This window comes from Mycobacterium sp. 5-140-3-2 (genome assembly GCF_035666375.1).
GTDB classification, from domain to species: domain Bacteria; phylum Actinomycetota; class Actinomycetes; order Mycobacteriales; family Mycobacteriaceae; genus Mycobacterium; species Mycobacterium intracellulare.
Window position 1 is genome coordinate 4,556,875 of sequence record NZ_CP142025.1, and the last position, 21,338, is coordinate 4,578,212.

Annotated in this window: 18 protein-coding genes; 9 read left to right on the forward strand and 9 right to left on the reverse strand. The window is 71.0% G+C overall.

What is annotated here, in order from left to right:
• Positions 1–5: 5 nt before the first annotated feature.
• The 3 genes from P6281_RS21250 to P6281_RS21260 form a co-directional block, all read right to left on the reverse strand.
• Positions 6–407, reverse strand: a complete 402-nt coding sequence (locus tag P6281_RS21250; RefSeq protein ID WP_009956847.1) for a serine protease inhibitor — start codon at positions 405–407, stop codon at positions 6–8.
• Positions 404–3,190, reverse strand: coding sequence for a sensor histidine kinase (locus P6281_RS21255; protein WP_014385738.1), 2,787 nt, complete (start codon positions 3,188–3,190; stop codon positions 404–406). Before P6281_RS21255 ends, P6281_RS21250 begins: the two co-directional genes overlap by 4 nt.
• A gap of 250 nt (positions 3,191–3,440) precedes the next feature.
• Positions 3,441–4,046 carry a class I SAM-dependent methyltransferase gene (locus tag P6281_RS21260; protein WP_008260070.1) on the reverse strand — a complete coding sequence of 202 codons (606 nt, stop codon included), beginning with the start codon at positions 4,044–4,046 and terminating at the stop codon, positions 3,441–3,443.
• A gap of 17 nt (positions 4,047–4,063) precedes the next feature.
• On the opposite strand from P6281_RS21260, the gene P6281_RS21265 reads away from it, so the two are divergent.
• Positions 4,064–4,528, forward strand: a complete 465-nt coding sequence (locus P6281_RS21265) for a tRNA (cytidine(34)-2'-O)-methyltransferase (RefSeq protein ID WP_008260072.1) — start codon at positions 4,064–4,066, stop codon at positions 4,526–4,528.
• Positions 4,529–4,576: 48 nt separating this feature from the next.
• Positions 4,577–4,912, forward strand: coding sequence for a YciI family protein (locus P6281_RS21270; protein ID WP_008260074.1), 336 nt, complete (start codon positions 4,577–4,579; stop codon positions 4,910–4,912).
• A 59-nt stretch (positions 4,913–4,971) separates the two neighbouring features.
• Here P6281_RS21270 and P6281_RS21275 read toward each other — a convergent pair whose 3' ends face one another.
• Both P6281_RS21275 and P6281_RS21280 read right to left on the reverse strand, forming a co-directional pair.
• Entirely contained in the window at positions 4,972–5,616 is a 645-nt protein-coding gene (locus tag P6281_RS21275) for a nitroreductase family protein (RefSeq protein ID WP_014385739.1), read from the reverse strand.
• A 106-nt stretch (positions 5,617–5,722) separates the two neighbouring features.
• A complete protein-coding gene (locus P6281_RS21280) occupies positions 5,723–9,010 on the reverse strand; it encodes an error-prone DNA polymerase (RefSeq protein ID WP_014385740.1) in 3,288 nt (1,095 codons plus the stop codon).
• A gap of 55 nt (positions 9,011–9,065) precedes the next feature.
• On the opposite strand from P6281_RS21280, the gene otsB reads away from it, so the two are divergent.
• Complete coding sequence (gene otsB / locus P6281_RS21285) at positions 9,066–10,208, forward strand: trehalose-phosphatase (RefSeq protein ID WP_064893687.1); 1,143 nt, start codon at positions 9,066–9,068, stop codon at positions 10,206–10,208.
• On the opposite strand, the gene P6281_RS21290 is transcribed toward otsB, so the two are convergent.
• Positions 10,209–11,075, reverse strand: a complete 867-nt coding sequence (locus P6281_RS21290; protein WP_202284487.1) for a MaoC family dehydratase — start codon at positions 11,073–11,075, stop codon at positions 10,209–10,211. It lies immediately after the preceding gene.
• A 92-nt stretch (positions 11,076–11,167) separates the two neighbouring features.
• Between P6281_RS21290 and P6281_RS21295 the strand changes: the two genes are divergently transcribed.
• A complete protein-coding gene (locus P6281_RS21295) occupies positions 11,168–11,881 on the forward strand; it encodes a histidine phosphatase family protein (RefSeq protein WP_202284488.1) in 714 nt (237 codons plus the stop codon).
• A 63-nt stretch (positions 11,882–11,944) separates the two neighbouring features.
• A complete protein-coding gene (locus tag P6281_RS21300; RefSeq protein WP_041798441.1) occupies positions 11,945–13,951 on the forward strand; it encodes an SDR family oxidoreductase in 2,007 nt (668 codons plus the stop codon).
• Here the strand turns inward: P6281_RS21300 and cmaA1 are convergent, their stop codons facing one another.
• A complete protein-coding gene (gene cmaA1, locus P6281_RS21305; protein WP_014942852.1) occupies positions 13,952–14,839 on the reverse strand; it encodes a cyclopropane mycolic acid synthase CmaA1 in 888 nt (295 codons plus the stop codon).
• Positions 14,840–14,895: 56 nt separating this feature from the next.
• On the opposite strand from cmaA1, the gene P6281_RS21310 reads away from it, so the two are divergent.
• The 4 genes from P6281_RS21310 (at position 14,896) to P6281_RS21325 (ending at position 19,039) form a co-directional block, all read left to right on the forward strand.
• Positions 14,896–15,930 carry a nucleoside hydrolase gene (locus tag P6281_RS21310; protein ID WP_014385744.1) on the forward strand — a complete coding sequence of 345 codons (1,035 nt, stop codon included), beginning with the start codon at positions 14,896–14,898 and terminating at the stop codon, positions 15,928–15,930.
• On the forward strand, positions 15,927–16,379 hold the full coding sequence (locus P6281_RS21315) for a hypothetical protein (RefSeq protein ID WP_202284491.1): 453 nt from the start codon (positions 15,927–15,929) through the stop codon (positions 16,377–16,379). Before P6281_RS21310 ends, P6281_RS21315 begins: the two co-directional genes overlap by 4 nt.
• Positions 16,380–16,496: 117 nt before the next feature.
• Positions 16,497–17,756, forward strand: coding sequence for a 3-oxoacyl-ACP synthase KasB (kasB, locus tag P6281_RS21320; protein WP_008260105.1), 1,260 nt, complete (start codon positions 16,497–16,499; stop codon positions 17,754–17,756).
• A gap of 125 nt (positions 17,757–17,881) precedes the next feature.
• Positions 17,882–19,039 (forward strand): alpha-hydroxy-acid oxidizing protein, encoded by a 1,158-nt coding sequence (locus tag P6281_RS21325; protein ID WP_009957341.1) that lies wholly within the window; start codon positions 17,882–17,884, stop codon positions 19,037–19,039.
• Here P6281_RS21325 and P6281_RS21330 read toward each other — a convergent pair.
• Together P6281_RS21330 and P6281_RS21335 are read right to left on the reverse strand one after the other, a co-directional pair.
• A complete protein-coding gene (locus P6281_RS21330; RefSeq protein ID WP_201407989.1) occupies positions 19,030–20,586 on the reverse strand; it encodes a DNA polymerase Y family protein in 1,557 nt (518 codons plus the stop codon). The two genes, P6281_RS21325 and P6281_RS21330, sit on opposite strands and share 10 nt — an antisense overlap.
• Before the next feature lie 48 nt (positions 20,587–20,634).
• Positions 20,635–21,315: a hypothetical protein gene (locus tag P6281_RS21335; RefSeq protein ID WP_041785194.1), complete on the reverse strand. Its 681-nt coding sequence runs from the start codon at positions 21,313–21,315 to the stop codon at positions 20,635–20,637.
• Positions 21,316–21,338 lie beyond the last annotated feature (23 nt).

A 21,338-nucleotide genomic window follows, 5' to 3' on the forward strand; every position in this document is an offset into this window, starting at 1 on the left:
GCGGCTCACGAGTGGGCGGCGGACCGGCGGGTCGACTGCACCACGCCCCCGACCCGTTCGACGAGGACGGCCATCTCGTAGCCGATCTGACCGATGTCGCACGACGTCACGGCGAGCGTCGCGAGATGCGAGCCATCCCCGACGCGCATCAACAGCAGGTAGCCGTTGGCCATCTCGACGACCGACTGCAGCACCTGCCCGCCCTCGAACAGCTGCGCGGCGCCGGTCGCCAGGCTGGCCAGCCCGGAGGCGACGGCGGCCAGCTGGTCGGCGCGTTCCCTGGGCAGGTGCTCGCTGGCGGCGATGGGCAGCCCGTCGACGGACACCAGCAGCGCGTGCGCGACGCCGGGGACCTCGCGGGCGAACCTGGTCACCAGCCAGTCCAGTGAGTTGTCGGGGGAGGTCATTGTTCGTCGGGTCCTTGCTCCGTGTCACGGGCATGCGAGCGTCCGCTGCGCACGCCGCCGAAATGGTTGCTGAACGAGGCGCGCACCGCCTCGGGGTCGCGGGTGACGGCCGCGTGCTGCGGCTCCCGGTGCGATCTGCCGTTCTGGCCGTGCTCGGGCTCGTCCCGTTCGGCCAGACCCGTTGCGTTGGCGCCGCCGGGCACCAGCCGGGCGCCGGGCGTGCGCACCGGCAGGCCGTGGTCGGTGGTGTGCGACTCGACGGGCTTGTCCTCGGCGGCCGCCGCCAGGGTCCAGCCGCGGTCCCATACCGACTGCCAGTCCAGGTCGGGGCTGTTGACCAGGTCGTGCGGGTCGCCCAGCATCTCCGAGAGCATCCGCCGGTAGATGACGTCATCGTCGGTCGCCGGGTCGGCGGGCTTGTCTTGCCGGGGTTCGCGGGGCCGGGCGGCGAAGAAGGCCGAGGTGTCCGATGCCGCCCGCACCGGCGGAGCCGGCGCCGGTTCGGGCGCGGGCTCCGGCGCGGGCGTGGGCTGCGGTGGTGGCTTCGGTGCGGCCTCGGGCCTGGCGGCCGGCGCGGCCTGGGGCGCGTTTTCCCACCAGGGGGTCGCGAGCTCGCGGCGCCGCCGCGGGGGCGGTGGTTCGGCGGGCGGGGTCGGGACGTCGGTGATGCCGCTGGAACCCGGGTTGCGGCGCGGCAGCAGGGTGACCGACGGCCCGGGCGCGGGCGGGGCGTTGCGGGCCGCCGGCTCGCGCGTGCCGTCGTGCCGCCGCGCGTCGTCGGCGGGCGGGGGCGCGGCGATCGCGCTGGCGAGTTTGGCGCTCGGAGACGACACCGCCCGAATGTGCCGGGGCGCAGCCGATTCCGCGGCGGCCAGGCCGGTGAGGACCGTCGGCGGCAGGTAGATCTCGGCGGTGGTGCCCGTACCCGTCTCGTTGGCCGCGGGGCCGCGCAGCCCCACCCGGATGCCGTGCCGGCCCGCGATCCGGCCCACCACGAACAGCCCCATGTGGCGCGCGTTGTCGGGGCTGACGTCGCCGCCGGCCTGCAGGCGCATGTTGGCGATGCGGCGGTCGGCGTCGTTCATCCCCAGACCGGAGTCGGCGATCCGCACCACGACCCCGCCGTCACCGCCGCGGGACGCCGAGACCCGCACCGACGTCGTCGGCGGCGAGTAGCGCAGGGCGTTGTCGATCAGCTCGGCGAACAGGTGGATGGCGCCGCCCGCGGCCGCGCCCACCAGCGCGCACTCGGGCAGCCCGGCGATCTCGACGCGGCGATAGTCCTCGACCTCGGATACCGCGGCGTTGATCACCGTGGCCAGCGGCACCGGGTCGCGCTGGTCGCGCGCGAGCTGCGCGCCGGCCAGCACCAGCAGGTTGGCGCTGTTGCGGCGCAGCCGGGCGGCCAGGTGGTCCAGCCGGAACAGGCTGTCGAGGCGTTCGGGGTTCTCCTCGTTGCGCTCCAGCCGGTCGATGAGCGCCAGCTGCTGGTCGACCAGCGACCGGCTGCGCCGCGACATGGTCTCGAACATGTCGTTGACCAGCAGCCGCAACCGCGCCTCGTCGCCGGCCAGCAGCAGGGCCTGGGTGTGCAGTTCGTCGACGGCGTGGGCGACCTGACCGATCTCCTCGGTCGTGTAGACCGGCAGCGGCGTCGGAATCGGTTCGGCCCCACCGGCTTTCACCCGGGCGACCTCCTCCTCGAGATCGGTGTGGGCGACCTTGAGCGCGCCGTCGCGCAGGATGCGCAGCGGCCGCACCAACGCGCGCGCCACCAGCAGCACCACGACCAGAGCGATGACGATCGCCGCCAGCACCAACACGGTGTCGAGGATCGCGGCGCTGCGCCGGTCGGCGGCCTGGGCGTGCACCGCCTTGGTCACTGAGGCGGTGACGTTCTTGATGACCTGGTCGGCGATGTCGTCGGTGGCTTGGACGGACCGCAGCAGGTCCGCGTTGTCGACGAGCACGCTGGCCGGGTCGGACATGATCGCCATCCGGGCCACCATCTGCTGTTGCAGCGTCTTGGCCTCGGGCGATCCCGCCCCGAGCACTTCGCTCATGCCGAACAGCGTCGACGGTTCGGTGCCCGCCAGGGTGGCCATCGAGGTGCGCAGCTGCGGCTCGGGCAGTTCGGCCCCGCGGGTGATGAGGATCTTCTGCATCGTCATCTGCCCGCGCGCGCCGACCGCCCGGCTCAACCCCTGCGCCTGGGCGCGGATGTGCTCGTCGTCGACCCGCACCGAGGCGTTGATGACGTCTTCGGCCGTCAACAGGATCGGCGCGTACAGGGTCACCCGCTCCCGCAGACCGAGGCCGCTGTCAGACGCCTTGCTCACCAGCATCTGGCCGGCGTCGAGCAGCGTGTTGACGCCCGATCGGACATCGTCGGTGACGTCGGTGTCGGCCAGCCGGCCCTGCAGTTCGCCTTTGCGGGCCTCGTAGTTCTTTTTGGCGCCCTCGACGTCGCGCCCGGCGGAGCCGGCCTGCAGCGCGACGTCCAGGGCCGACATGTATTTGGTGATCACCGGGACCACGTCGGCGCGGGTGGCGGCCAGTTTCAGGCGCGCCGCGCTGTCCATCGCGGTGTCGATGCGAAGCACACCGAAAACCGTCACCAAGATCAGCGGCACCAGCACGATCGCCAGCACCTTCCAACCGACCGGCCAGTTGCTCAGCGACCAGGCGGGCGGGCGTTTGGCCGCCGCGTCGGCGCCGGGAACCGGTGCGGGCGGGGCGGCATCCGCCTCGGCCGCGCCGGCCGGGCGGGCGAACATGGTCACGTCATCGCGGCCGCATGACCGGCCGCCGCGCTGACCCTGAGCGCTGAACAAAACGAGAGGCTCATGAAACTTCCTGCTTTATTTCCACCCGCCCCGCGCCAGATAGGCGCGCGCGTGTAAGTGTGGCAATCCGACGAGTATGACAGCCCGCGGCCCAGCCCACCAGAATCGTTACTGAGCAGACAGGTCCCTCCAAGGTGGCGCCGCGCGCCCGCGGTCGGTCCTGGCAAACACCGATCCCGCGAAAACGCTAGGCGGGCCGAAGGATTGCGACCAGGAAGTCGGAGTCGTCGGTGAACGGCCGCAGATCCCAGGTGGACAGCAGCACGTCGATCGCGAATCCCGCGTCGACCGCGTCGTTCAGAAACACGTCGAAGTCATAGTCGCGCCCGGCGCCGAAGCCGATCGCCGCGCGACCGTCGCCGGCGACGTGGGCGCGCAGCCGGCTCAGCACTCGGACCCGGGTGCTGGGGGCCAGAAACGTCATGACGTTGCCGGCGGAGACGATGACGTCGAACGGGTCGGCGATGCCGCGCGCGGGCAGGTCGAGCTCGGCGAGGTCGCCGACCAGCCAGCGCGGGCCGGGATGGTCCTGTTCGGCCGCGGCGATGAGCGCGGGGTCGACGTCCACGCCGACCACCCGGTGGCCGGCGCCGGCCAGGTAGCCGCCCAACCGGCCGGGCCCGCAGCCGGCGTCGAGGATGCGGGCGCCGCGGGGGGCCATGGCGTCCACGAAGCGGGCCTCGCCGGCCAGGTCGTCACCCGCGCGGGCCATGGCGCGGAACCGCTCGATATACCAATGCGAATGCCCGGGATCGGCAGCGACCTTCTGCATCCAAATGCTCTGCTCGACCATGCGACCATTATCGCGTTGTGTTCAAGCTGATGTTCTACTCCCCGCGCATCGCCCCCAATACGGGCAACGCCATCCGCACGGCGGCGGCGACGGGTTGCGAATTGCATCTGGTCGAGCCGATGGGCTTCGACCTGTCCGAACCCAAGCTGCGACGGGCGGGGCTGGACTACCACGACCTGGCCTCGGTGACCGTGCACGCCTCGTTGGCGGCGGCCTGGGACGCGCTGTCGCCCGAGCGGGTCTTCGCGTTCACCTCGCACGCGCCCACCTCGTTCGCGCAGGTGCGCTACCGCGCGGGCGACGTGCTGATGTTCGGCCCCGAGCCCACCGGGCTGGACGCGGCGACGCTGGCCGACCCGCACATCACCGGGCAGGTCCGCATCCCGATGCTGGCGGGCCGGCGCTCGCTGAACCTGTCCAACGCCGCGGCGGTCGCCGTCTACGAGGCGTGGCGGCAGCACGAGTACGCCGGGGCGACCTAGGTCGCGATCGCCGCGGTGAGTTTCGCGCCCGCGGGAAGTCAGCACGGCATGGCTACCTTCATCACCATCGGTTACGGGGACGCGGCCGGGTACCACCGCGTGAGCGACGAGTGCAGGCAGGCCGCGCACGCGCGCGATGACGCGCTGCGCGCCGCGGGTGCCCTCATCGGGACCGCCGGACACCCCGTTCAGGTGCGCAATCCGGACGGCGCCGGCGTGCGGATCGAGCCCGGGCCCTATCTGCATTCGGCGCTGCCGATTGCCGGGTTCGCGGTCTTGGAGGCCGACGATCTCGACGCGGCGATCGAGCGGGTGAGCCAGACCCCGTGCGCCGTCGCGCACGGGGTCGTCGAGGTGTGGCCGCTGATGTCCTGGCCGACCTAGCTCTCTTTGATCGTGGCGACCCGCCGCGCCCGGCTAAGTCGCCCGCGCGAACGCCGCGGTCACCAGCTGTTCCAGTGCGTGACCTGCTCGGCGGGCAGCCGCTTGGCCGGGCGGAAGTCGGTGCCCTTGGTGTAGGCGATCGGGAACAGGCCGCCCTGGCTGTAACGGTCGCGCGGGATGCCCACGATGTCGGCGACCTGTTGCTCGCCGTCGCGCAGCAGGTGCAGCGTCGTCCAGCACGACCCCAGTCCCCGCGAGCGCAGCGCCAGGCAGAAGCTCCAGACCGCCGGGAACAGCGACGCCCAGAACGACACCCCACCCAACGGCGACTTGTCCGGGCGGCCCTCGAGGCAGGGGATCAACAGCACCGGCGCCTCGTGCATGTGCTCGGCGAGGTAGGTGGCGGAATCGCGGACCGCGCCCATCCGCTCGCCGCGGGTGTCCCCGTCGGGGTACGCGGCCCCCGGAGCGCTGAGGTAGCCGCGGGCGTTGGCCAGGTAGACGTCGGCGATCGCCTTCTTCTTCTCGGCGTCCTCGACGAAGACCCACTGCCAGCCCTGCGCGTTGGACCCGGTGGGCGCCTGCAGCGCGAGTTCGAGGCATTCCCTGAGCACGTCGCGGCTGACCGGCTTGTCGAAGTCGAGGCGCTTGCGGACCGAGCGGGTGGTGGTGAGGACTTCGTCGACGGACAGGTTGATGGTCATGGGTGGAGACTACCGACGCGGCGGGCCGGCCGGTTCACGCCGAACGTGCACTCACGGCGACGATTCGGCGGAGTCTGCGCCCTGAGTGCACGTTCGGCGTGGCACGTCAGCGGAAATCGCGGGACTTGGAGCCGACGGCCAGGGTGATGCGGCCCAGCCGCTCGGCGACGACGGTGATCGCGCCGCTGGCGTTCTGGACCTGCCCGCGCACCAGCAGCGCCGGCGCCGAGTTCGCCAGCTTGCGATGCCGCGCCCACACCCCCGGCGCGCAGAGCACGTTGACCATCCCGGTCTCGTCCTCCAGGTTCAGGAACGTCACCCCTTGGGCCGTGCCGGGGCGCTGCCGGTGGGTCACCGCCCCGGCGATCAGCACGCGGTCGCCGTCGGGCACCGATCCCAGCTTCTCGGCGGGCACCACCCCCATCGCGTCCAGGTCTTCCCGCAGGAACTGCGTCGGGTAGCTGTCCGGGGAGATGCCGGTGGCCCACACGTCGGCGGCGGCCAGTTCCAGCTCACTCATCCCCGGCAACGCCGGGACGTGCGAGGACGAGCCCACCCCGGGCAGGCGGCCCGGCCGCTGGGTGGCCGCCGCCCCGGCCGCCCACAGCCCCTCGCGCCGGGACATGCCGAAGCAGGCAAAAGCCCCGGCGGTGGCCAGCGCCTCGGTCTGCGGCACGCTCAATTGCAGCCGCGACGTCACATCCAGCAGGGAGGCGAAGGGGCCGTTGGCCTTTCGCTCCTCGACCAGTTGCTCGGCCAGGTCGTCGCCGATATGGCGGACCGCGCCCAGACCGAGCCGGACCTCGGTTCCCGTGTTTTCCAGGGTGGCGTGCGCCAGGCTGGCGTTGACGTCCGGGCCGTGCACGGTCACGCCGTGCCGGCGCGCATCGGCCACCAGCGACTGCGGCGAGTAGAAACCCATCGGCTGGGCGCGCAGCAGCGCGGCGCAGAACGCCGCCGGGTGGTGCAGCTTGAACCACGACGAGTAGAACACCAGCGACGCGAAGCTCAGCGCGTGGCTTTCCGGGAAACCGAAATTGGCGAACGCCTCCAGCTTTTCGTAGGTCCGGTCGATCACCTCGTCGGGTGCGCCGTGCAGCGCGCGCATGCCCTCGTAGAACCGGCCGCGCAGCCGCCGCATGCGTTCGGTGGAGCGCTTGGACCCCATGGCGCGGCGCAGCTGATCGGCCTCGGCGGCGGAAAACCCGGCGCAGTCGACCGCGAGCTGCATCAGCTGCTCCTGAAAAAGCGGCACCCCCAACGTCTTTCGCAGCGCCGGTTCCATGGACGGGTGGTCGTAGACCACCGGGTCCTCACCGTTACGCCGCCGGATGTAGGGGTGCACCGACCCGCCCTGGATCGGGCCGGGGCGGATCAGCGCGACCTCCACCACCAGGTCGTAGAACACCCGCGGCTTCAGCCGCGGCAGCGTGGCCATCTGCGCGCGCGACTCCACCTGGAACACGCCGACGGAGTCGGCGCGGGCCAGCATCTCGTACACCGCCGGCTCGGAGAGGTCGAGGCGGGCCAGGTCCACCTCGATCCCCTTGTGCTCGGCCACCAGGTCGATGGCGTAGTGCAGCGCCGAGAGCATGCCCAGCCCGAGCAGGTCGAACTTCACCAAACCGATTGCCGCGCAGTCGTCTTTGTCCCATTGCAGGACGCTGCGGTTCTCCATCCGCGCCCACTCAACCGGGCACACGTCGGCGATCGGGCGGTCGCAGATCACCATACCGCCGGAGTGAATGCCCATGTGCCGCGGCAGGTTCCGGATCTGGTTCGCCAGGTCGATCACCGGCTCGGGGATGTCCTCGACCTCCGGCGAGTCCGCCAGCCCGCCCCAGTGGCTGATCTGCTTGCTCCACGCGTCCTGCTGGCCCTGCGAGAAGCCCAGGGCGCGGGCCATGTCGCGCACCGCGATCTTTCCCCGGTAGGTGATGACGTTGGCGACCTGGGCGGCGTAGTCCCGGCCGTATTTGTCGTACACGTACTGGATGACCTTTTCGCGCTGGTCGGACTCGATGTCCATGTCGATGTCGGGTGGCCCGTCGCGGGCCGGCGACAGGAAGCGCTCGAACAGCAGCTCGTTGGCCACCGGGTCGACGGCGGTGACGCCGAGGGCGTAGCAGACCGCGGAGTTGGCCGCCGATCCCCTGCCCTGGCACAGGATGTTGTTGTCCCGGCAGAACCGGGCGATGTCGTGCACCACCAGGAAGTAGCCCGGAAATTGCAGCTGGGCAATGACTTTGAGCTCATGCTCGATCTGTGCGTAGGCGCGCGGTGCGTTCGGACCGTAGCGGTCGCGCGCGCCGGCCATGGTCAGCTGCCGCAGCCAGCTGTCCTCGGTGTGCCCGTCGGGCACGTCGAACGGCGGTAGCTGGGGCGCGATGAGCGCCAGCCCGAACGCGCACTGCTCGCCCAGTTCGGCGGCCGCGGTCACCACGTCGGGGCCCCCAGCGAACAGCCGGGCCATCTCCGCGCCGGAGCGCAGGTGCGAACCGCCCAGCGGGGCCAGCCACCCGGCGGCCGAATCCAGGGACTCCCGGGCCCGGATGGCGCCCATCGCCATGGCCAGCCGGCGCCGCGACGGCCCCGCGAAATGCGCGCCGGTGGTGGCGACGACGCCGACCCCGAAGCGCGGGGCCAGCGCGGCCAGCACCGCGTTGCGTTCGTCGTCGAGCGGTTGCCCGTGATGGGTCAACTCGACGCTGACCCTTTGCGCACCGAACCGGTCCACCAGGTCGGCCAGCGCCCGCTCGGCGGCGTCCGAACCACCGTCGGAAAGCGCTTGGCGCACATGGCCTTTGCGACACCCGGTCAGGATGTGCCAGTGCCCGCCGGCGGCCTCGGTCAGTGCGTCGAAATCGTAACGGGGCTTGCCCTTCTCGCCGCCGGCCAGGTGCGCCGCGGCCAGCTGCCGCGACAGCCGCCGGTAACCCTCGGGGCCGCGGGCCAGCACCAGCAGGTGTGGGCCCGCCGGGTCCGGCCGCTCGGTGCGGGCCTCACCGCCCAGCGACAGTTCGGCGCCGAACACGGTACGCATGTCGAGCTCGGCGGCCGCCTCGGCGAACCGCACCGCCCCGTACAGGCCATCGTGGTCGGTGAGCGCCAGGGCGCGCAGGCCCAGCCGGGCCGCCTCCTCGACCAGTTCCTCGGGCGTGCTCGCCCCGTCTAGGAAGCTGAACGCCGAATGCGCATGCAGTTCGGCATACGGAACGGAACGGCCGACGGACGGGCGGGGTGCCCGGCCGTCCCCCGGCGGCCGGTACGTGGCGCGCTTGCGCGACAGGGGGGCGTCCTCGGGAAGCCCCGCCGGCTCACCGGCACGGCGTGGCTTGCTGTCGAGCACCCGCTCCATTTCCGCCCAGCTCGGCGGCCCGTTGAACCAGCCCATACGCGCAGTCTATCGAAAATATGTTCGATAGAGGTCGCCGTGAGAGGGTTGGCACATGCCGGTCATCATCGACCCGCGCCGCCATGACGCGGTGCTGTTCGACCTGGAAACCGACCTCGGCTCAACGCTGGCCGCGCGGCTGCGCGACGTCGGGGTGGGCACCGCCGTCGTCCCCGCCGACGGCCCGGCGCGGGCGGCCGCGGACCTGAAGGTGCGCCCGGGCCGCGCCGTCGTGGTCGCCGGGGCGACGGCCGGCGTCGAGGCCGCCCGCGCCGCGGGATTCGCGTCGGTGATCGGCGTCGGGCCGGCCGGGAGCGCCGGCGCGCTGCGTGACGCCGGGGCCGACGCCGTGGTCAGCGACCTCGGCGAGGTCGGCGTGCGCACCGGGGACCTTCGGATGTCGCAACTGCCGGATGCGATGCGGGCCCTCACCGACGCCGCCGATGGCCTGGCCGGCCGGCGGCCGGCCGTGTTCTTCGACTTCGACGGCACGCTCTCGGACATCGTCGACGACCCCGACGCCGCGCGGCCCGTCGCCGGGGCCACCGAGGCGCTGGCGAAGCTGGCCGCCGGCTGTCCGGTCGCGGTGCTGTCGGGCCGCGATCTCGCCGATGTGACGAATCGCGTTGGCGTGCCTGGCATTTGGTACGCGGGCAGTCACGGTTTCGAGCTGACCGCGCCCGACGGGACACACCATCAGAACGACGCCGCGGCCGCGGCCATCCCGGTGCTCGAGCAGGCGGCGGCCCGGCTGCGCGACCAGCTCGGCGGAATCCCCGGAGTGGTGGTGGAGCACAAGCGATTCGGCGTCGCCGTGCACTACCGCAACGCCGGACGCGACCGCGTGGGTGAGGTGCTGGCCGCGGTGCGCGCGGCGGGGCGCCGCGACGCGCTCCGGGTGACCACCGGCCGCGAGGTCATCGAGCTGCGCCCGGATCTGGACTGGGACAAGGGAAAAACGCTGCGCTGGGTGATCGATCACCTGCACCGGGCCGGGTCGGGATCGCTCACGCCGGTCTACCTCGGCGACGACATCACCGACGAGGACGCGTTCGACGCGGTGCACGACGACGGGGTCCCGATCCTGGTGCGGCACAGCGACGATGGCGACCGCGCCACCGCGGCGCTGTTCGCGCTGGACAGCCCCGCGCGGGCCGCGGCGTTCACCGACCGGCTGGCCGATCAGCTCGAAGCCTAGTCAGGCGTATTCCACCGCGCCGTCGTCGAGCACCACGCGAACGCCGGAACCCTCGGCGCCGGACGCCTCGGTGCGGAACACCGCCTTGCCCTCCCCGGTGCGCCAGATCAGCGTGGTCAGCGTCTCGCCGGGGAACACCGGCGAGGTGAATCGCGAGGCGATCGAGGTGATGTTGGCCGCGACGCCCCCACCGAGCTCGGCCACCAGCGCGCGACCCGACACCCCGTAGGTGCACAGCCCGTGCAGGATCGGCTTGGGGAACCCGGCGAGCTCGCGGGCGAACCACGGGTCGCTGTGCAGCGGGTTGCGGTCGCCGGACAGCCGGTAGATCAGCGCCTGGTCCTCGCGGGTGGGCAGCGCGATCCGCGCGTCGGGCTCGCGGTCCGGGAATTCGGGCGCGACCGGCCGCTGACCCGGCATCCCGCCGAACCCGCCCTCGCCGCGGATGACCAGGGTGGTGAGCGTCTCGGCGATCAGCTGCCCCGATTGCGGGTCGGTGCCCCGGCCGCGCAGCACGAGGATCGCGTTCTTGCCCTCGCCCTTGTCCTGGATGTCGGCGACCTCGGAGACCACCGAGAGCTTCCCCGCGGGCGGCAGCGGGGCGTGCAGCCGGATGCTCTGCGATCCGTGTAAGAGCATGGCCCAGTTGAACTTTCCGACCAGGCCCGCCGCGCCGAAGGCCGGGCAGCAGATCACCGCGTAGGTGGGCAGCACCTGCTGGTCGATGTCGTGGCTGTTCTCGGTGGTGAACGCCAGGTCGTCGATGCCGGCGCCGACACCGAGCGCGTAGAGCAGCGTGTCCCGGTCGGTCCATTCGAAGGTCATGGGTTCGCTCACCGCGCCGACGGCACTCGGGTCAATCGCCATGGGGTCTCCTATTCCAGAAATCGAGAGCTTTTCTGCACGTAACCATCGCAAACCCTTCCCACCGAAGGCGTCGGCAGGGCAGGCTATCTCCCATGTCCAAGCGCAGCTTGTTCCGGAAGGCCTCGGTTGCGGTCGCCACCCTCACCGCAACGGTAATCGTCGCCGGCTGCGGCGGCTCGCCGCAGGCGCGGTCGATCACGGTGACGTTCGTCCGGCACGCCCAGTCGGAGGCCAACGCCGCCGGCACCATCGACACCGACGTGCCGGGCCCGGGTCTGACCCCGGAGGGCAAGGGGCAGGCCGAACAGATCGCGCACCAACTCGGCCGCAAGGACTACGACAGCGTCTACGCCTCCACCATGACCCGGACGCAGCAAACCGCCGCGCCGCTGGCCGCCGAGCTCGGCAAGCAGGTCGAGATTTTGCCCGGCATCCAGGAGATCAACGCCGGCTGGTACAACGGCAAACCCGAGTCGATGGCGAAGTCGACCTACCTGGTGGCCCCGGTGAACTGGATCAAGGGCGATGTGTCCTACAGCATCCCCGGCTCGATCAGCGGCAAAGAGTTCAACGACCAGTTCACCGCGGCCGTCAACAAGGTCTACAACAGCGGCCACCGCAACCCGGTGGTGTTCTCGCACGCCAACGCGATCATGGTGTGGACGCTGATGAACACCCGCAACGGCAAGGAAAGCCTGATGAACACCCACCCGTTGCCCAACACCGGCCGCGTGGTGATCACCGGCAACCCGATGACCGGCTGGACGCTGGTCGACTGGGACGGGATCCGCGACTTCCACAGCTAGGCCGCGGCCAGCCCTCGCGGATCGGCAGTTGACGTGGGCGGCTGCCGACGCCACCATGTCTTCATGCGGTATGTCGTTACCGGCGGTACCGGGTTTATTGGTCGCCGCGTCGTGTCTCGTCTTCTGGAATCCCGGCCCGACGCACAGGTGTGGGTGCTGGTGCGACGGCGGTCGCTGGGCCGCTTCGAACGCCTCGCGGCGCAGTGGGGCGATCGGGTCAAACCGCTGGTCGCCGAGCTGCCGGAGCTGGACCTGAGCGACGAGGTCCTCGCCGAGCTGGGCGAGATCGACCACGTGGTGCACTGCGCGGCGATCTACGACATCACCGCCGGCGAGCCCGAGCAGCGCGCCGCGAACGTCGAGGGCACCCGCGCGGTGATCGAGCTGGCGCGGCGCCTGGGCGCGACGATGCACCACGTCTCGTCGATCGCCGTGGCGGGCGACTTCCGCGGCGAATACACCGAGGACGACTTCGACGTCGGCCAGCAACTGCCGACGCCCTATCACCAGACCAAGTTCGAAGCCGAACTGCTGGTGCGCTCGACGCCCGGCCTGCGCCATCGCATCTACCGCCCGGCGGTCGTCGTGGGCGATTCGCGCACCGGCGAGATGGACAAGGTGGACGGGCCGTACTACTTCTTCGGCGTGCTGGCCAAGTTGGCCGTCCTGCCGTCGCTGACGCCCATCCTGCTGCCCGACACCGGCCGCACCAACATCGTCCCTGTCGACTACGTCGTCGACGCGCTGGTCGCGCTCCTGCACGCCGACGGTCGTGACGGGCAGACGTTCCACCTCACCGCCGAGAAGACGATCGGCCTGCGCGGCATCTACCGCGGCGTGGCCAAGGCGGCCGGGCTGCCGCCGCTGCGCGGGTCGCTGCCCCGCTCGGTGGCCGCCCCCGTCCTCAACGTGCGCGGCCGCGCCAGGGTGCTGCGCAATATGGCGGCCACCCAGCTGGGCATCCCCGCCGAGGTGTTCGACCTCGTCGACCTGCCGCCCACCTTCGTCAGCGAGAAGACCCGAAACGCCTTGCGGGACTACGGGATACGGGTTCCCGAGTTCTCCTCCTACGCACCGAAGCTGTGGCGGTACTGGGCGGAACACCTCGATCCGGACCGCGCGCGCCGCGACGATCCGCGAGGACCGTTGCACGGCCGGCACGTCATCATCACCGGCGCGTCCAGCGGCATCGGCCGGGCGTCGGCGATCGCGATCGCCGAGCGCGGCGCCACGGTGTTCGCGCTGGCCCGCAACGGCGCCGCGCTGGATGAGCTGGTCGCCGAGATCCGCGCCAATGGCGGTGCCGCCCATGCCTTTACCTGTGACGTCACCGATTCCGCGTCGGTGGAGCACACCGTCAAAGACATCCTGGGGCGCTTCGACCACGTCGATTACCTGGTGAACAACGCCGGCCGCTCGATCCGCCGCTCGGTGGTCAACTCCACCGACCGGCTACACGACTACGAACGGGTGATGGCGGTCAACTACTTCGGCGCGGTGCGAATGGTGCTGGCGCTGCTGCCGCATTGGCGCGAGCGGCGATTCGGCCACGTCGTCAACGTGTCGAGCGCCGGCGTGCAGGCACGCAACCCCAAATACAGCTCCTACCTGCCGACCAAGGCCGCGCTGGACGCGTTCTCCGACGTGGTCGGATCCGAGGTGCTGTCCGACCACATCACCTTCACCAACATCCACATGCCGCTGGTGCGCACCCCCATGATCGTGCCGTCGCACCGGCTCAACCCGGTCCGGGCGATCAGCCCCGAACGCGCGGCCGCGATGGTGGTGCGCGGGCTGGTCGACAAGCCCGCGCGCATCGACACCCCGCTGGGCACGCTTGCCGAGGCCGGAAATTACTTCGTCCCCAGGACTTCTCGGCGAATCCTGCACCAGCTCTATCTCGGCTATCCCGACTCGGCCGCGGCGCGCGGGCTGGCACCCGCCGCCCAAGCGCCGCCGCCGGCCGTGCGCCGCAAGCCCAACCGGCCCGTCCGCGCCGTCACCGGCGGCCTGCGCACGCCGCGGGGCGTCAAGCGGCTGGTGCGCCGGGTGCCCGGCGTGCACTGGTGATCATTTCTCCAACGTGAACTGGTTGACGTCGACATAGCCCACCCGAAAGGCGTCGGCGCAGCCGGTCAGATATTTCATGTACCGCTCGTAGACTTCCTCGGACTGCACCGCGATGGCTTCCTCCTTGTGGGCTTGCAGCGCGGCGGCCCAGATGTCGAGGGTCTTCGCGTAGTGCGGCTGCAGCGACTGGATGCGGCTCACGGTGAAGCCGTTCGCGGTGGCGCGCTCCTGCACCATCGGTATCGACGGTAACCGCCCACCCGGAAAGATCTCGGTGACAATGAATTTGATGAATCGGGCGAACGTGAACGAGATGGGCATGCCGCGCTCCACCATCTCGGTCGGGTGCAGACCGGTGATGGTGTGCAGCAGCATGACCCCGTCGTCGGGCAGCAGGTCATGCGCCATGGTGAAGAACGCGTCGTAGCGCTCGTGCCCGAAGTGCTCGAAGGCGCCGATGCTGACGATCCGGTCGACCGGCTCGTCGAACTCCTCCCAGCCCTGCAGCAGGATCCGCGCGGAACGGGGGCTCTTCGACTGCGCGATCAGCCGCTCGACGTGCTCGGCTTGGTTGCGGCTCAGGGTGAGGCCGACAACGTTGACGTCGTATTTCTCCACGGCGCGCATCATGGTGGCGCCCCAGCCGCAGCCGACGTCGAGCAACGTCATGCCCGGTTGCAGCCCGAGTTTGCCCAGGGCGAGGTCGATCTTGGCGATCTGCGCTTCCTCCAGCGTCATGTCCTCGCGCTCGAAGTAGGCGCAGCTGTACGTCTGGGTCGGGTCGAGGAATAGCCGGAAGAAGTCGTCCGACAAGTCGTAGTGGGCCTGCACGTCGTCGAAGTGCGGCGTTAATTCAGTGCCCTCCGGGGGCTCCGACGTTGTGGGCATCAGCTCAGCCTAATAGCCGAGATGGCTATGTTGTAGACAATGAACGGTTGTAGACAATGAACGCTCCCGTTTTCGTCGACGTCGACACCGGCGTGGATGACGCGCTGGCGCTGATCTACCTGTTCGCCAGCCCGGACGCCGAGGTGGTCGGCATCGCCTCGACCGGTGGAAACGTCGGGGTGGAGCAGGTCTGCGAAAACAATCTCGGCCTGCTGCGGCTGTGCGAGGTCACCGGCATACCGGTTTCGAGAGGCTCCGATCAAACCCTGACCGGACCGATGTGTTTGCCGTCAAAAGTCCACGGCCCCAGGGGATTAGGCTACGCCGAGCTGCCACCGGGTGGGGACGGGCTCACCGACTACGACTCCGCGGACGCGTGGGTGCGGGCGGCGAAGGCCCACCCCGGGGAGCTCATCGGCGTGGCGACCGGCCCGTTGACCAATCTGGCGCTGGCGCTGCGCGCCGAACCCACCCTGCCGTCGCTGCTGCGCCGGCTGGTGATCATGGGGGGTTCCTACGACCACCGGGGCAACACCACCACGGTCGCGGAATGGAACATCAGCGTGGACCCGGAGGCCGCGGCCGAGGTGCTGGCGGCCTGGGGCCAGGAAACCGTTGGCCACCAACGGCTTCCGATCCTGTGCGGGCTGGACTTGACCCGTAAGGTCGCCATGACACCGGAGCACCTGGCCCGGCTGGCGGCCGCCGCCGGGTCGACGACCACGCCGCTGAGCGAACACGACGAACGCGCAACCCGGTCCACGGCGTCCAACCCCCTGATCAGGGTGATCGAGGACGCGACCCGGTTCTACCTGGAGGCCTACCACGACCTCGGCCACGGGTATCAAGCACACATGCACGATCCGTTGGCCGCCGCCGTCGCGCTGGATCCGGGGCTCGTCAACACCCGGCCGGCGACGGTGGACATCGAGCTGACCGGGACCCTGACCCGCGCCATGACGGTGACCGACTGGTCGGGTCGCCGAGAACCCAACGCGCTCATCGGGATTGACGTGGACGCAGCGGGGTTCTTCGATCGGTTCATCGAGCGGGTGGGCCCCTTCGCGCGCCGGTTAGCCGATACCCCATGAAGTTTCGTGCCATCGAGCTGATCCGGGCGGGGTGGGGCGGCGTGCTGCTGGCCGCCCCCACCGAGGTGCTGAGCCACATCCACGGGGTACGGGTCGATCGCAAGGCGATCGTCGTCACCCGGATCCTGGGCGCTCGCCATCTGGTCCAGGCGGCGTTGTCGGGGGTCGACCCCGGCCCGGAGGAACTGGCGGCCGGGGTCTGGGTCGACACGGTGCACTCGGCGACCACGCTCGGCCTGGCCCTCGTCGACCGGCGCCGGGCCCGCGGCGGGGTGACCGACGCCGTGGTCGCGGCGTCGTGGGCGGGCCTGGGGTGGCGCCATTTGCGCACCGGTCAGGCCAGGACCGGCGCTCTCCGCGGCCGCGACCGGCTGGCCCGCGCCGTTCTGCGGGCGTTGCCCGGCGGCCGCGCCCTGGTGGCGCAGGCGCAGGCGGTACGCGCCGATTAACGCCACGCCCTTGACGTCAGGGACAATGGGGGTTTGTGTTGGCATGATTTGGTGGGATGTGTGGGGCTCGGCGTCAATTCGTTAGCAGCTCTCATCAAATGAAAGGTTTCGGAAGTCATGGCGGAGCTGGTTACGGGGAAAACGCTGCCGAACGTGGTCGTCACGGGCATTGCCATGACGACCGCACTGGCGACTGACGCCGAGGCCACGTGGAAGCTGTTGCTGGACAGGCAAAGTGGCATCCGCAAACTCGAGGACTCGTTCGTCGAGGAGTTTGACCTGCCGGTGCGCATCGGCGGTCATCTGCTCGAGGATTTCGACGGCGGACTCACCCGCGCCGAACGCCACCGGATGGGCTACCTGCAGATGATGTCGACCGTCCTGGGCCGGCGGGTCTGGGAGAACGCCGGCTCGCCCGAGGTCGACAGCAACCGGCTGATGGTGTCCGTCGGCACGGGCCTGGGCTCGGCGGAGCAAATCGTGTTCAGCTACGACGACCTGCGCGCCCGCGGGATGAAGGGTGTCTCCCCGCTGGCGGTGTCCAAGTACATGCCCAACGGGGCCGCCGCTGCGGTGGGCCTGGAGCGGCACGCCAAGGCCGGGGTCATCACCCCGGTGTCGGCGTGCGCGTCGGGTTCGGAGGGCGTCGCCCAGGCGTGGCGCAACATCGTCTTCGGGGAGGCCGACATCGCGATCTGCGGTGGCGTGGAGGTCAGGATCGAGGCGGTCGCGATCGCGGCGTTCGCGCAGATGCGGATCGTGATGTCGACCAAGAACGACGACCCCGTCGGCGCGTGCCGCCCGTTCGACCGCGACCGGACCGGCTTCGTGTTCGGCGAGGCCGGCGCCCTGATGGTGATCGAGACCGAGGAGCACGCCAAGGCCCGCGGGGCCAACATCTTGGCCCGCATCATGGGGGCGAGCATCACCTCCGACGGCTACCACATGGTGGCCCCCGACCCCAACGGCGAACGCGCCGGGCACGCCATGACCCGCGCCATCCAGCTCGCCGGGCTCTCCCCCAGCGACATCCACCACGTCAACGCCCACGCCACCGGCACCTCGGTCGGCGACGTCGCCGAGGGCAGGGCCATCAACAACGCCCTGGGCCCCCACGGCGGCAACGCCGCCGTCTACGCACCCAAGGCCGCCCTGGGCCACTCCGTGGGCGCCGTGGGCGCCGTCGAATCGATCCTGACCGTGCTCGCGCTGCGCGACCAGGTCGTGCCGCCCACGCTGAACCTGGAAAACCTCGACCCCGAGATCGACCTGGACGTGGTGGCCGGCAAACCCCGCCCCGGCAACTACGAGTACGCGATCAACAACTCGTTCGGCTTCGGCGGACACAACGTGGCGACCGTCTTCGGACGCTACTGACGCGCGCATAGCGAAGCGCATCGAAACCGCTTAGTGCCGAACGCGTTTTGGCCACACCGGCCGATGCGTCGGGCCGCATCCTCGAACACGGTTTGGTGCACGGGGTGCGGGGTACTGGACCGACTATGGCCTTCGCCGACTATCAAAAAGAGCTGTACGACCAGTCGCTGCACGGTAATCAGCCGCAGTACCCGATCAGGTTCGAGGACCTGGAGGAAAAGGCGGCGGCGGCGATGGCACCGAAGGTGCTGCAGTACGTCGCGGGCGGCGCCGGTGACGAGCACACCCAGCGCGCCAACTGCGCGGCCTTCAAACGGTGGGGGCTGTACCCGCGGATGGGGATCGCCCCCGAGGAGCGCGACATGTCCGTCGAGCTGTTCGGCATGAGGTTTCCGTCGCCGATCTTCATGGCGCCCATCGGCGTCATCGGGGTGTGCGACCCGGAGGGCCACGGGGACATGCTCTGCGCCCGGGCCTCCGTCCGCACCGGCGTCCCGTTCTTCGTGGGCACGCTCACCTCCGACCCGATGGAGGATATCGCCGCCGAACTGGGCGATAGCCCGGCGTTCTTCCAGCTGTACACGCCGCCGGACCGCAAGATGGCCGCCAGCCTGGTGCACCGCGCCGAGGCGGCCGGCTTCAAGGCCATCGCGGTCACCCTGGACACCTGGGTCACCGGCTGGCGGCCCCGCGACCTCAGCGGGGGGAACTACCCCCAGGTGCCCAGCGGGTGCCTGGCCAACTACACCAGCGATCCCGTTTTTCGCTCCCGCTTGAGCCGGGGCGAAGACGCCACCGAGGCGGCGGTGCGCAAGCTGCCCATTTTCGGCGGCCCGTTCCGGTGGGACGACCTGGAGTGGCTGCGGGCGGAGACCGACCTGCCGCTGATGGTCAAGGGCGTCTGCCACCCCGACGACGTCCGCCGCGCCAAAGACATTGGCGTGGACGGCATTTACTGCTCCAACCACGGCGGCCGGCAGGCCAACGGCGGGTTGCCCTGCCTGGATTGCCTGCCCGACGTGCTCGAGGCGGCCGACGGGCTGCCCGTGCTGTTCGACTCGGGCGTGCGCAGCGGGGCCGACATCATCAAGGCCCTCGCGCTGGGGGCGACCGCCGTCGGGATCGGCCGCCCCTACGCCTACGGGCTGGCCCTCGGGGGCGTCGAGGGCGTCGTGCACGTGCTGCGCTCGCTGCTGGCCGAAGCGGACCTGATCATGGCCGTCGACGGATATCCCTCGCTCAAGGACCTGACGCCGGAGGCGCTGCGGCCCATCTACTCGTAGCTGCCCTCGAGGTACCAGCGCCGCTGGCGATAGCACAACAGCAACGCACGCTCGCTTTCCAGCAGGATCTGGGCGCGGGCGGTGCGGCCGGACCCTTGACCGGCCCCCTGACCGCCCCCGGGCCGGTCGTCCCACCACCGCTCGTCGACCGGCCAGGGGCCGGCCCACCAGCACAGCCGCTCGTCTCGGCCCTGGCTGATCATGCGGGCGGGGTCGGCGGAGAACAGCCCGCGGTTGGTCACCCGTATCGGGTTCCCTTGGGTGTCAAGCAATTCCACCGGATCGTCCAGCAACACCGCCGGTGACGGCGCGGGCAGCCGGCCGGGCCACGGCAGATCGGGATCGGCCCGCGGCACCGGCTCGTCGCCCAGCGGGATCAGCGTGATGCGCTCGGCCGGCCCGCGACCCCCAGACAGCACCGGCACTCGCACCGCCTCCGGACCGAGCAACCCCTGCACCCGCACCAGCGCCCGGCGGGCCCGCAGCCTGTCCTCCTCCCCCAGCCCACCCCAGAGCGGCAACTGCAGCGCCTCGGCGGATACCACCTCCACCGCCTGCAGCCGCAACAGCGTCACCGCGGCGGTGGGCCGGGGATCGCGCGCGGTGCGATTGCTCAGCCAGCCGTCGAGCTGCCAGCGCACCCGGTCGGCGGTGGCGTCCTCGGTCAACGGCTCGGCGCACCGCCACACCCGATGGCGTTCTTCGCCGTTGGCGGTGACGGCGTGGATGGCCAGCCGGGTGCATCCCACGCCGGCGGCCATCAGCGCCTGATGCAGCGTTCCGGCCAGCGAGCGCCCGGCGAACGCCGCGGCATCGACCCGGTCGATCGGCGGATCGCAGTCCAGCACGGCCTCGAGCTCGGCCGGCGGCTCCCGCCCGGAGGGCGGCCGTTCGGGCTCGCCGCGGGCCAACCGGTGCGCAGTCACCCCGTCGGCGCCGAACCGGGAGGCCACATCGCTGCGCGACAGCGCGGCGAACTGCCCGATGGTGCGAATCCCCATCCGCCACAACAGGTCCGTCAGCTCTTCCCGGCCCGGACCGGACAGGCTCGGCTCGGTGGCGAGTTGGCGGATGGACAGGACCGACAAAAACCTCGCGTCGCCTCCCGGCTCGACGACGCGGCCCGCCCGCGCCGCGAAGACCGCGGTGGACAACTGGTCGGCGATCCCGACCTGACACTCGGCGCCGGCGGCGGCCACGGCATCGATCAGCCGTTCGGCGGCGACGGCCTCGGACCCGAAATAGCGGGCCGCCCCGCGCACCGGCAACACCAGGAGCCCGGGCCGCAGCACCTCGGCGCGGGGCACCAGGTCGTCCACCGCCGCGATCACCGCTTCAAAGAAGCGGGCGTCGCGGTCCGCGTCGGCGGTGGTGACGTGCAGCTGCGGGCACCGGGCCGCCGCCTCCCGGCGTCGCAGGCCCCGGCGCACCCCCACCGCGCGGGCGGCCGACGAACAGGCGACCACCCGGTTGGCCAGCGTGACCGCGACCGGCACGGACGCGGGCAGATCCGCGGCCGCCGCCGCCGCGACCGCGGGCCAATCCATGCACCAGATCGCCAAAACCCTTGAACCAGAAGGGGTTACCACCGGAGTTCACCCCGCTCGCGCTTGGGCCATCACCCGTCGTCCCGCACACATCCCGCTGACCTGCAGCCGCACCCCGCTGATCCGCCCGAATCCGGGGGCGGGCATTCCCCAGTGCGGGGTGATCTCGTAGCCACAGACCCGGGCCGCCAGCCGCGTCGGCGCGCCCTGCCAATCGCCGCCGGTGACCAGCAGAGTGCACCCCTTGCTGCGGGCCCGCGCCACCACCGCCCGCGCCCGCGTCGGCGGCACCCGGCGCCCGCCCAGCCCGAGGACCACCAGATCCATGCCGTCGACGAGCACCGCGGCCACCTCGACCGGATCGGTTCCGGGATCCGGTATCACCGCGAGCCGGCTCAGATCCGCCCCCATCTCCGCGGCGGCCAGCAGCCCGATGTCCGGCTGGCCGACGATCGCGGCGTTGCCACCGGCCGCCGTGACCGCGGCGACCATGCTCAACAACAGCGACCGGGCACCCGAGAGCACCGCCACCGTTCCCCGCGGCAGCGGCGCCGGCAGCAGGTCCGCCAGCCACTGCGGCAGCGCCAGCTGGGACTCCGAGTCCAGCAGGTCGTCGGGGACGGTCGGCCCGGCCTTTTTCGAGGAGATGCTCGCCATCCGCCGTCGAAGCGATTCGAGCTGCTCAGCGCGGGTTTCTTCGCGGTGACTGGAGGCAAAAGCCGCGGTCATGACCTAGCCTCCTTCACCGGGCG

Coding starts and splice junctions, on each gene's coding strand:
- kasB (WP_008260105.1), top strand. CDS start 16,497: ATGGCGGAGCTGGTTACGGGGAAAACGCTGCCGAACGTGGTCGTCACG.
- P6281_RS21315 (WP_202284491.1), top strand. CDS start 15,927: ATGAAGTTTCGTGCCATCGAGCTGATCCGGGCGGGGTGGGGCGGCGTG.
- P6281_RS21300 (WP_041798441.1), top strand. CDS start 11,945: ATGCGGTATGTCGTTACCGGCGGTACCGGGTTTATTGGTCGCCGCGTC.
- P6281_RS21275 (WP_014385739.1), bottom strand. CDS start 5,616: ATGACCATCAACCTGTCCGTCGACGAAGTCCTCACCACCACCCGCTCG.
- P6281_RS21280 (WP_014385740.1), bottom strand. CDS start 9,010: ATGGGCTGGTTCAACGGGCCGCCGAGCTGGGCGGAAATGGAGCGGGTG.
- P6281_RS21290 (WP_202284487.1), bottom strand. CDS start 11,075: ATGGCGATTGACCCGAGTGCCGTCGGCGCGGTGAGCGAACCCATGACC.
- cmaA1 (WP_014942852.1), bottom strand. CDS start 14,839: ATGCCCACAACGTCGGAGCCCCCGGAGGGCACTGAATTAACGCCGCAC.
- P6281_RS21325 (WP_009957341.1), top strand. CDS start 17,882: ATGGCCTTCGCCGACTATCAAAAAGAGCTGTACGACCAGTCGCTGCAC.
- P6281_RS21330 (WP_201407989.1), bottom strand. CDS start 20,586: ATGGATTGGCCCGCGGTCGCGGCGGCGGCGGCCGCGGATCTGCCCGCG.
- P6281_RS21310 (WP_014385744.1), top strand. CDS start 14,896: ATGAACGCTCCCGTTTTCGTCGACGTCGACACCGGCGTGGATGACGCG.
- P6281_RS21335 (WP_041785194.1), bottom strand. CDS start 21,315: ATGACCGCGGCTTTTGCCTCCAGTCACCGCGAAGAAACCCGCGCTGAG.
- otsB (WP_064893687.1), top strand. CDS start 9,066: ATGCCGGTCATCATCGACCCGCGCCGCCATGACGCGGTGCTGTTCGAC.
- P6281_RS21295 (WP_202284488.1), top strand. CDS start 11,168: ATGTCCAAGCGCAGCTTGTTCCGGAAGGCCTCGGTTGCGGTCGCCACC.
- P6281_RS21260 (WP_008260070.1), bottom strand. CDS start 4,046: ATGGTCGAGCAGAGCATTTGGATGCAGAAGGTCGCTGCCGATCCCGGG.
- P6281_RS21250 (WP_009956847.1), bottom strand. CDS start 407: ATGACCTCCCCCGACAACTCACTGGACTGGCTGGTGACCAGGTTCGCC.
- P6281_RS21270 (WP_008260074.1), top strand. CDS start 4,577: ATGGCTACCTTCATCACCATCGGTTACGGGGACGCGGCCGGGTACCAC.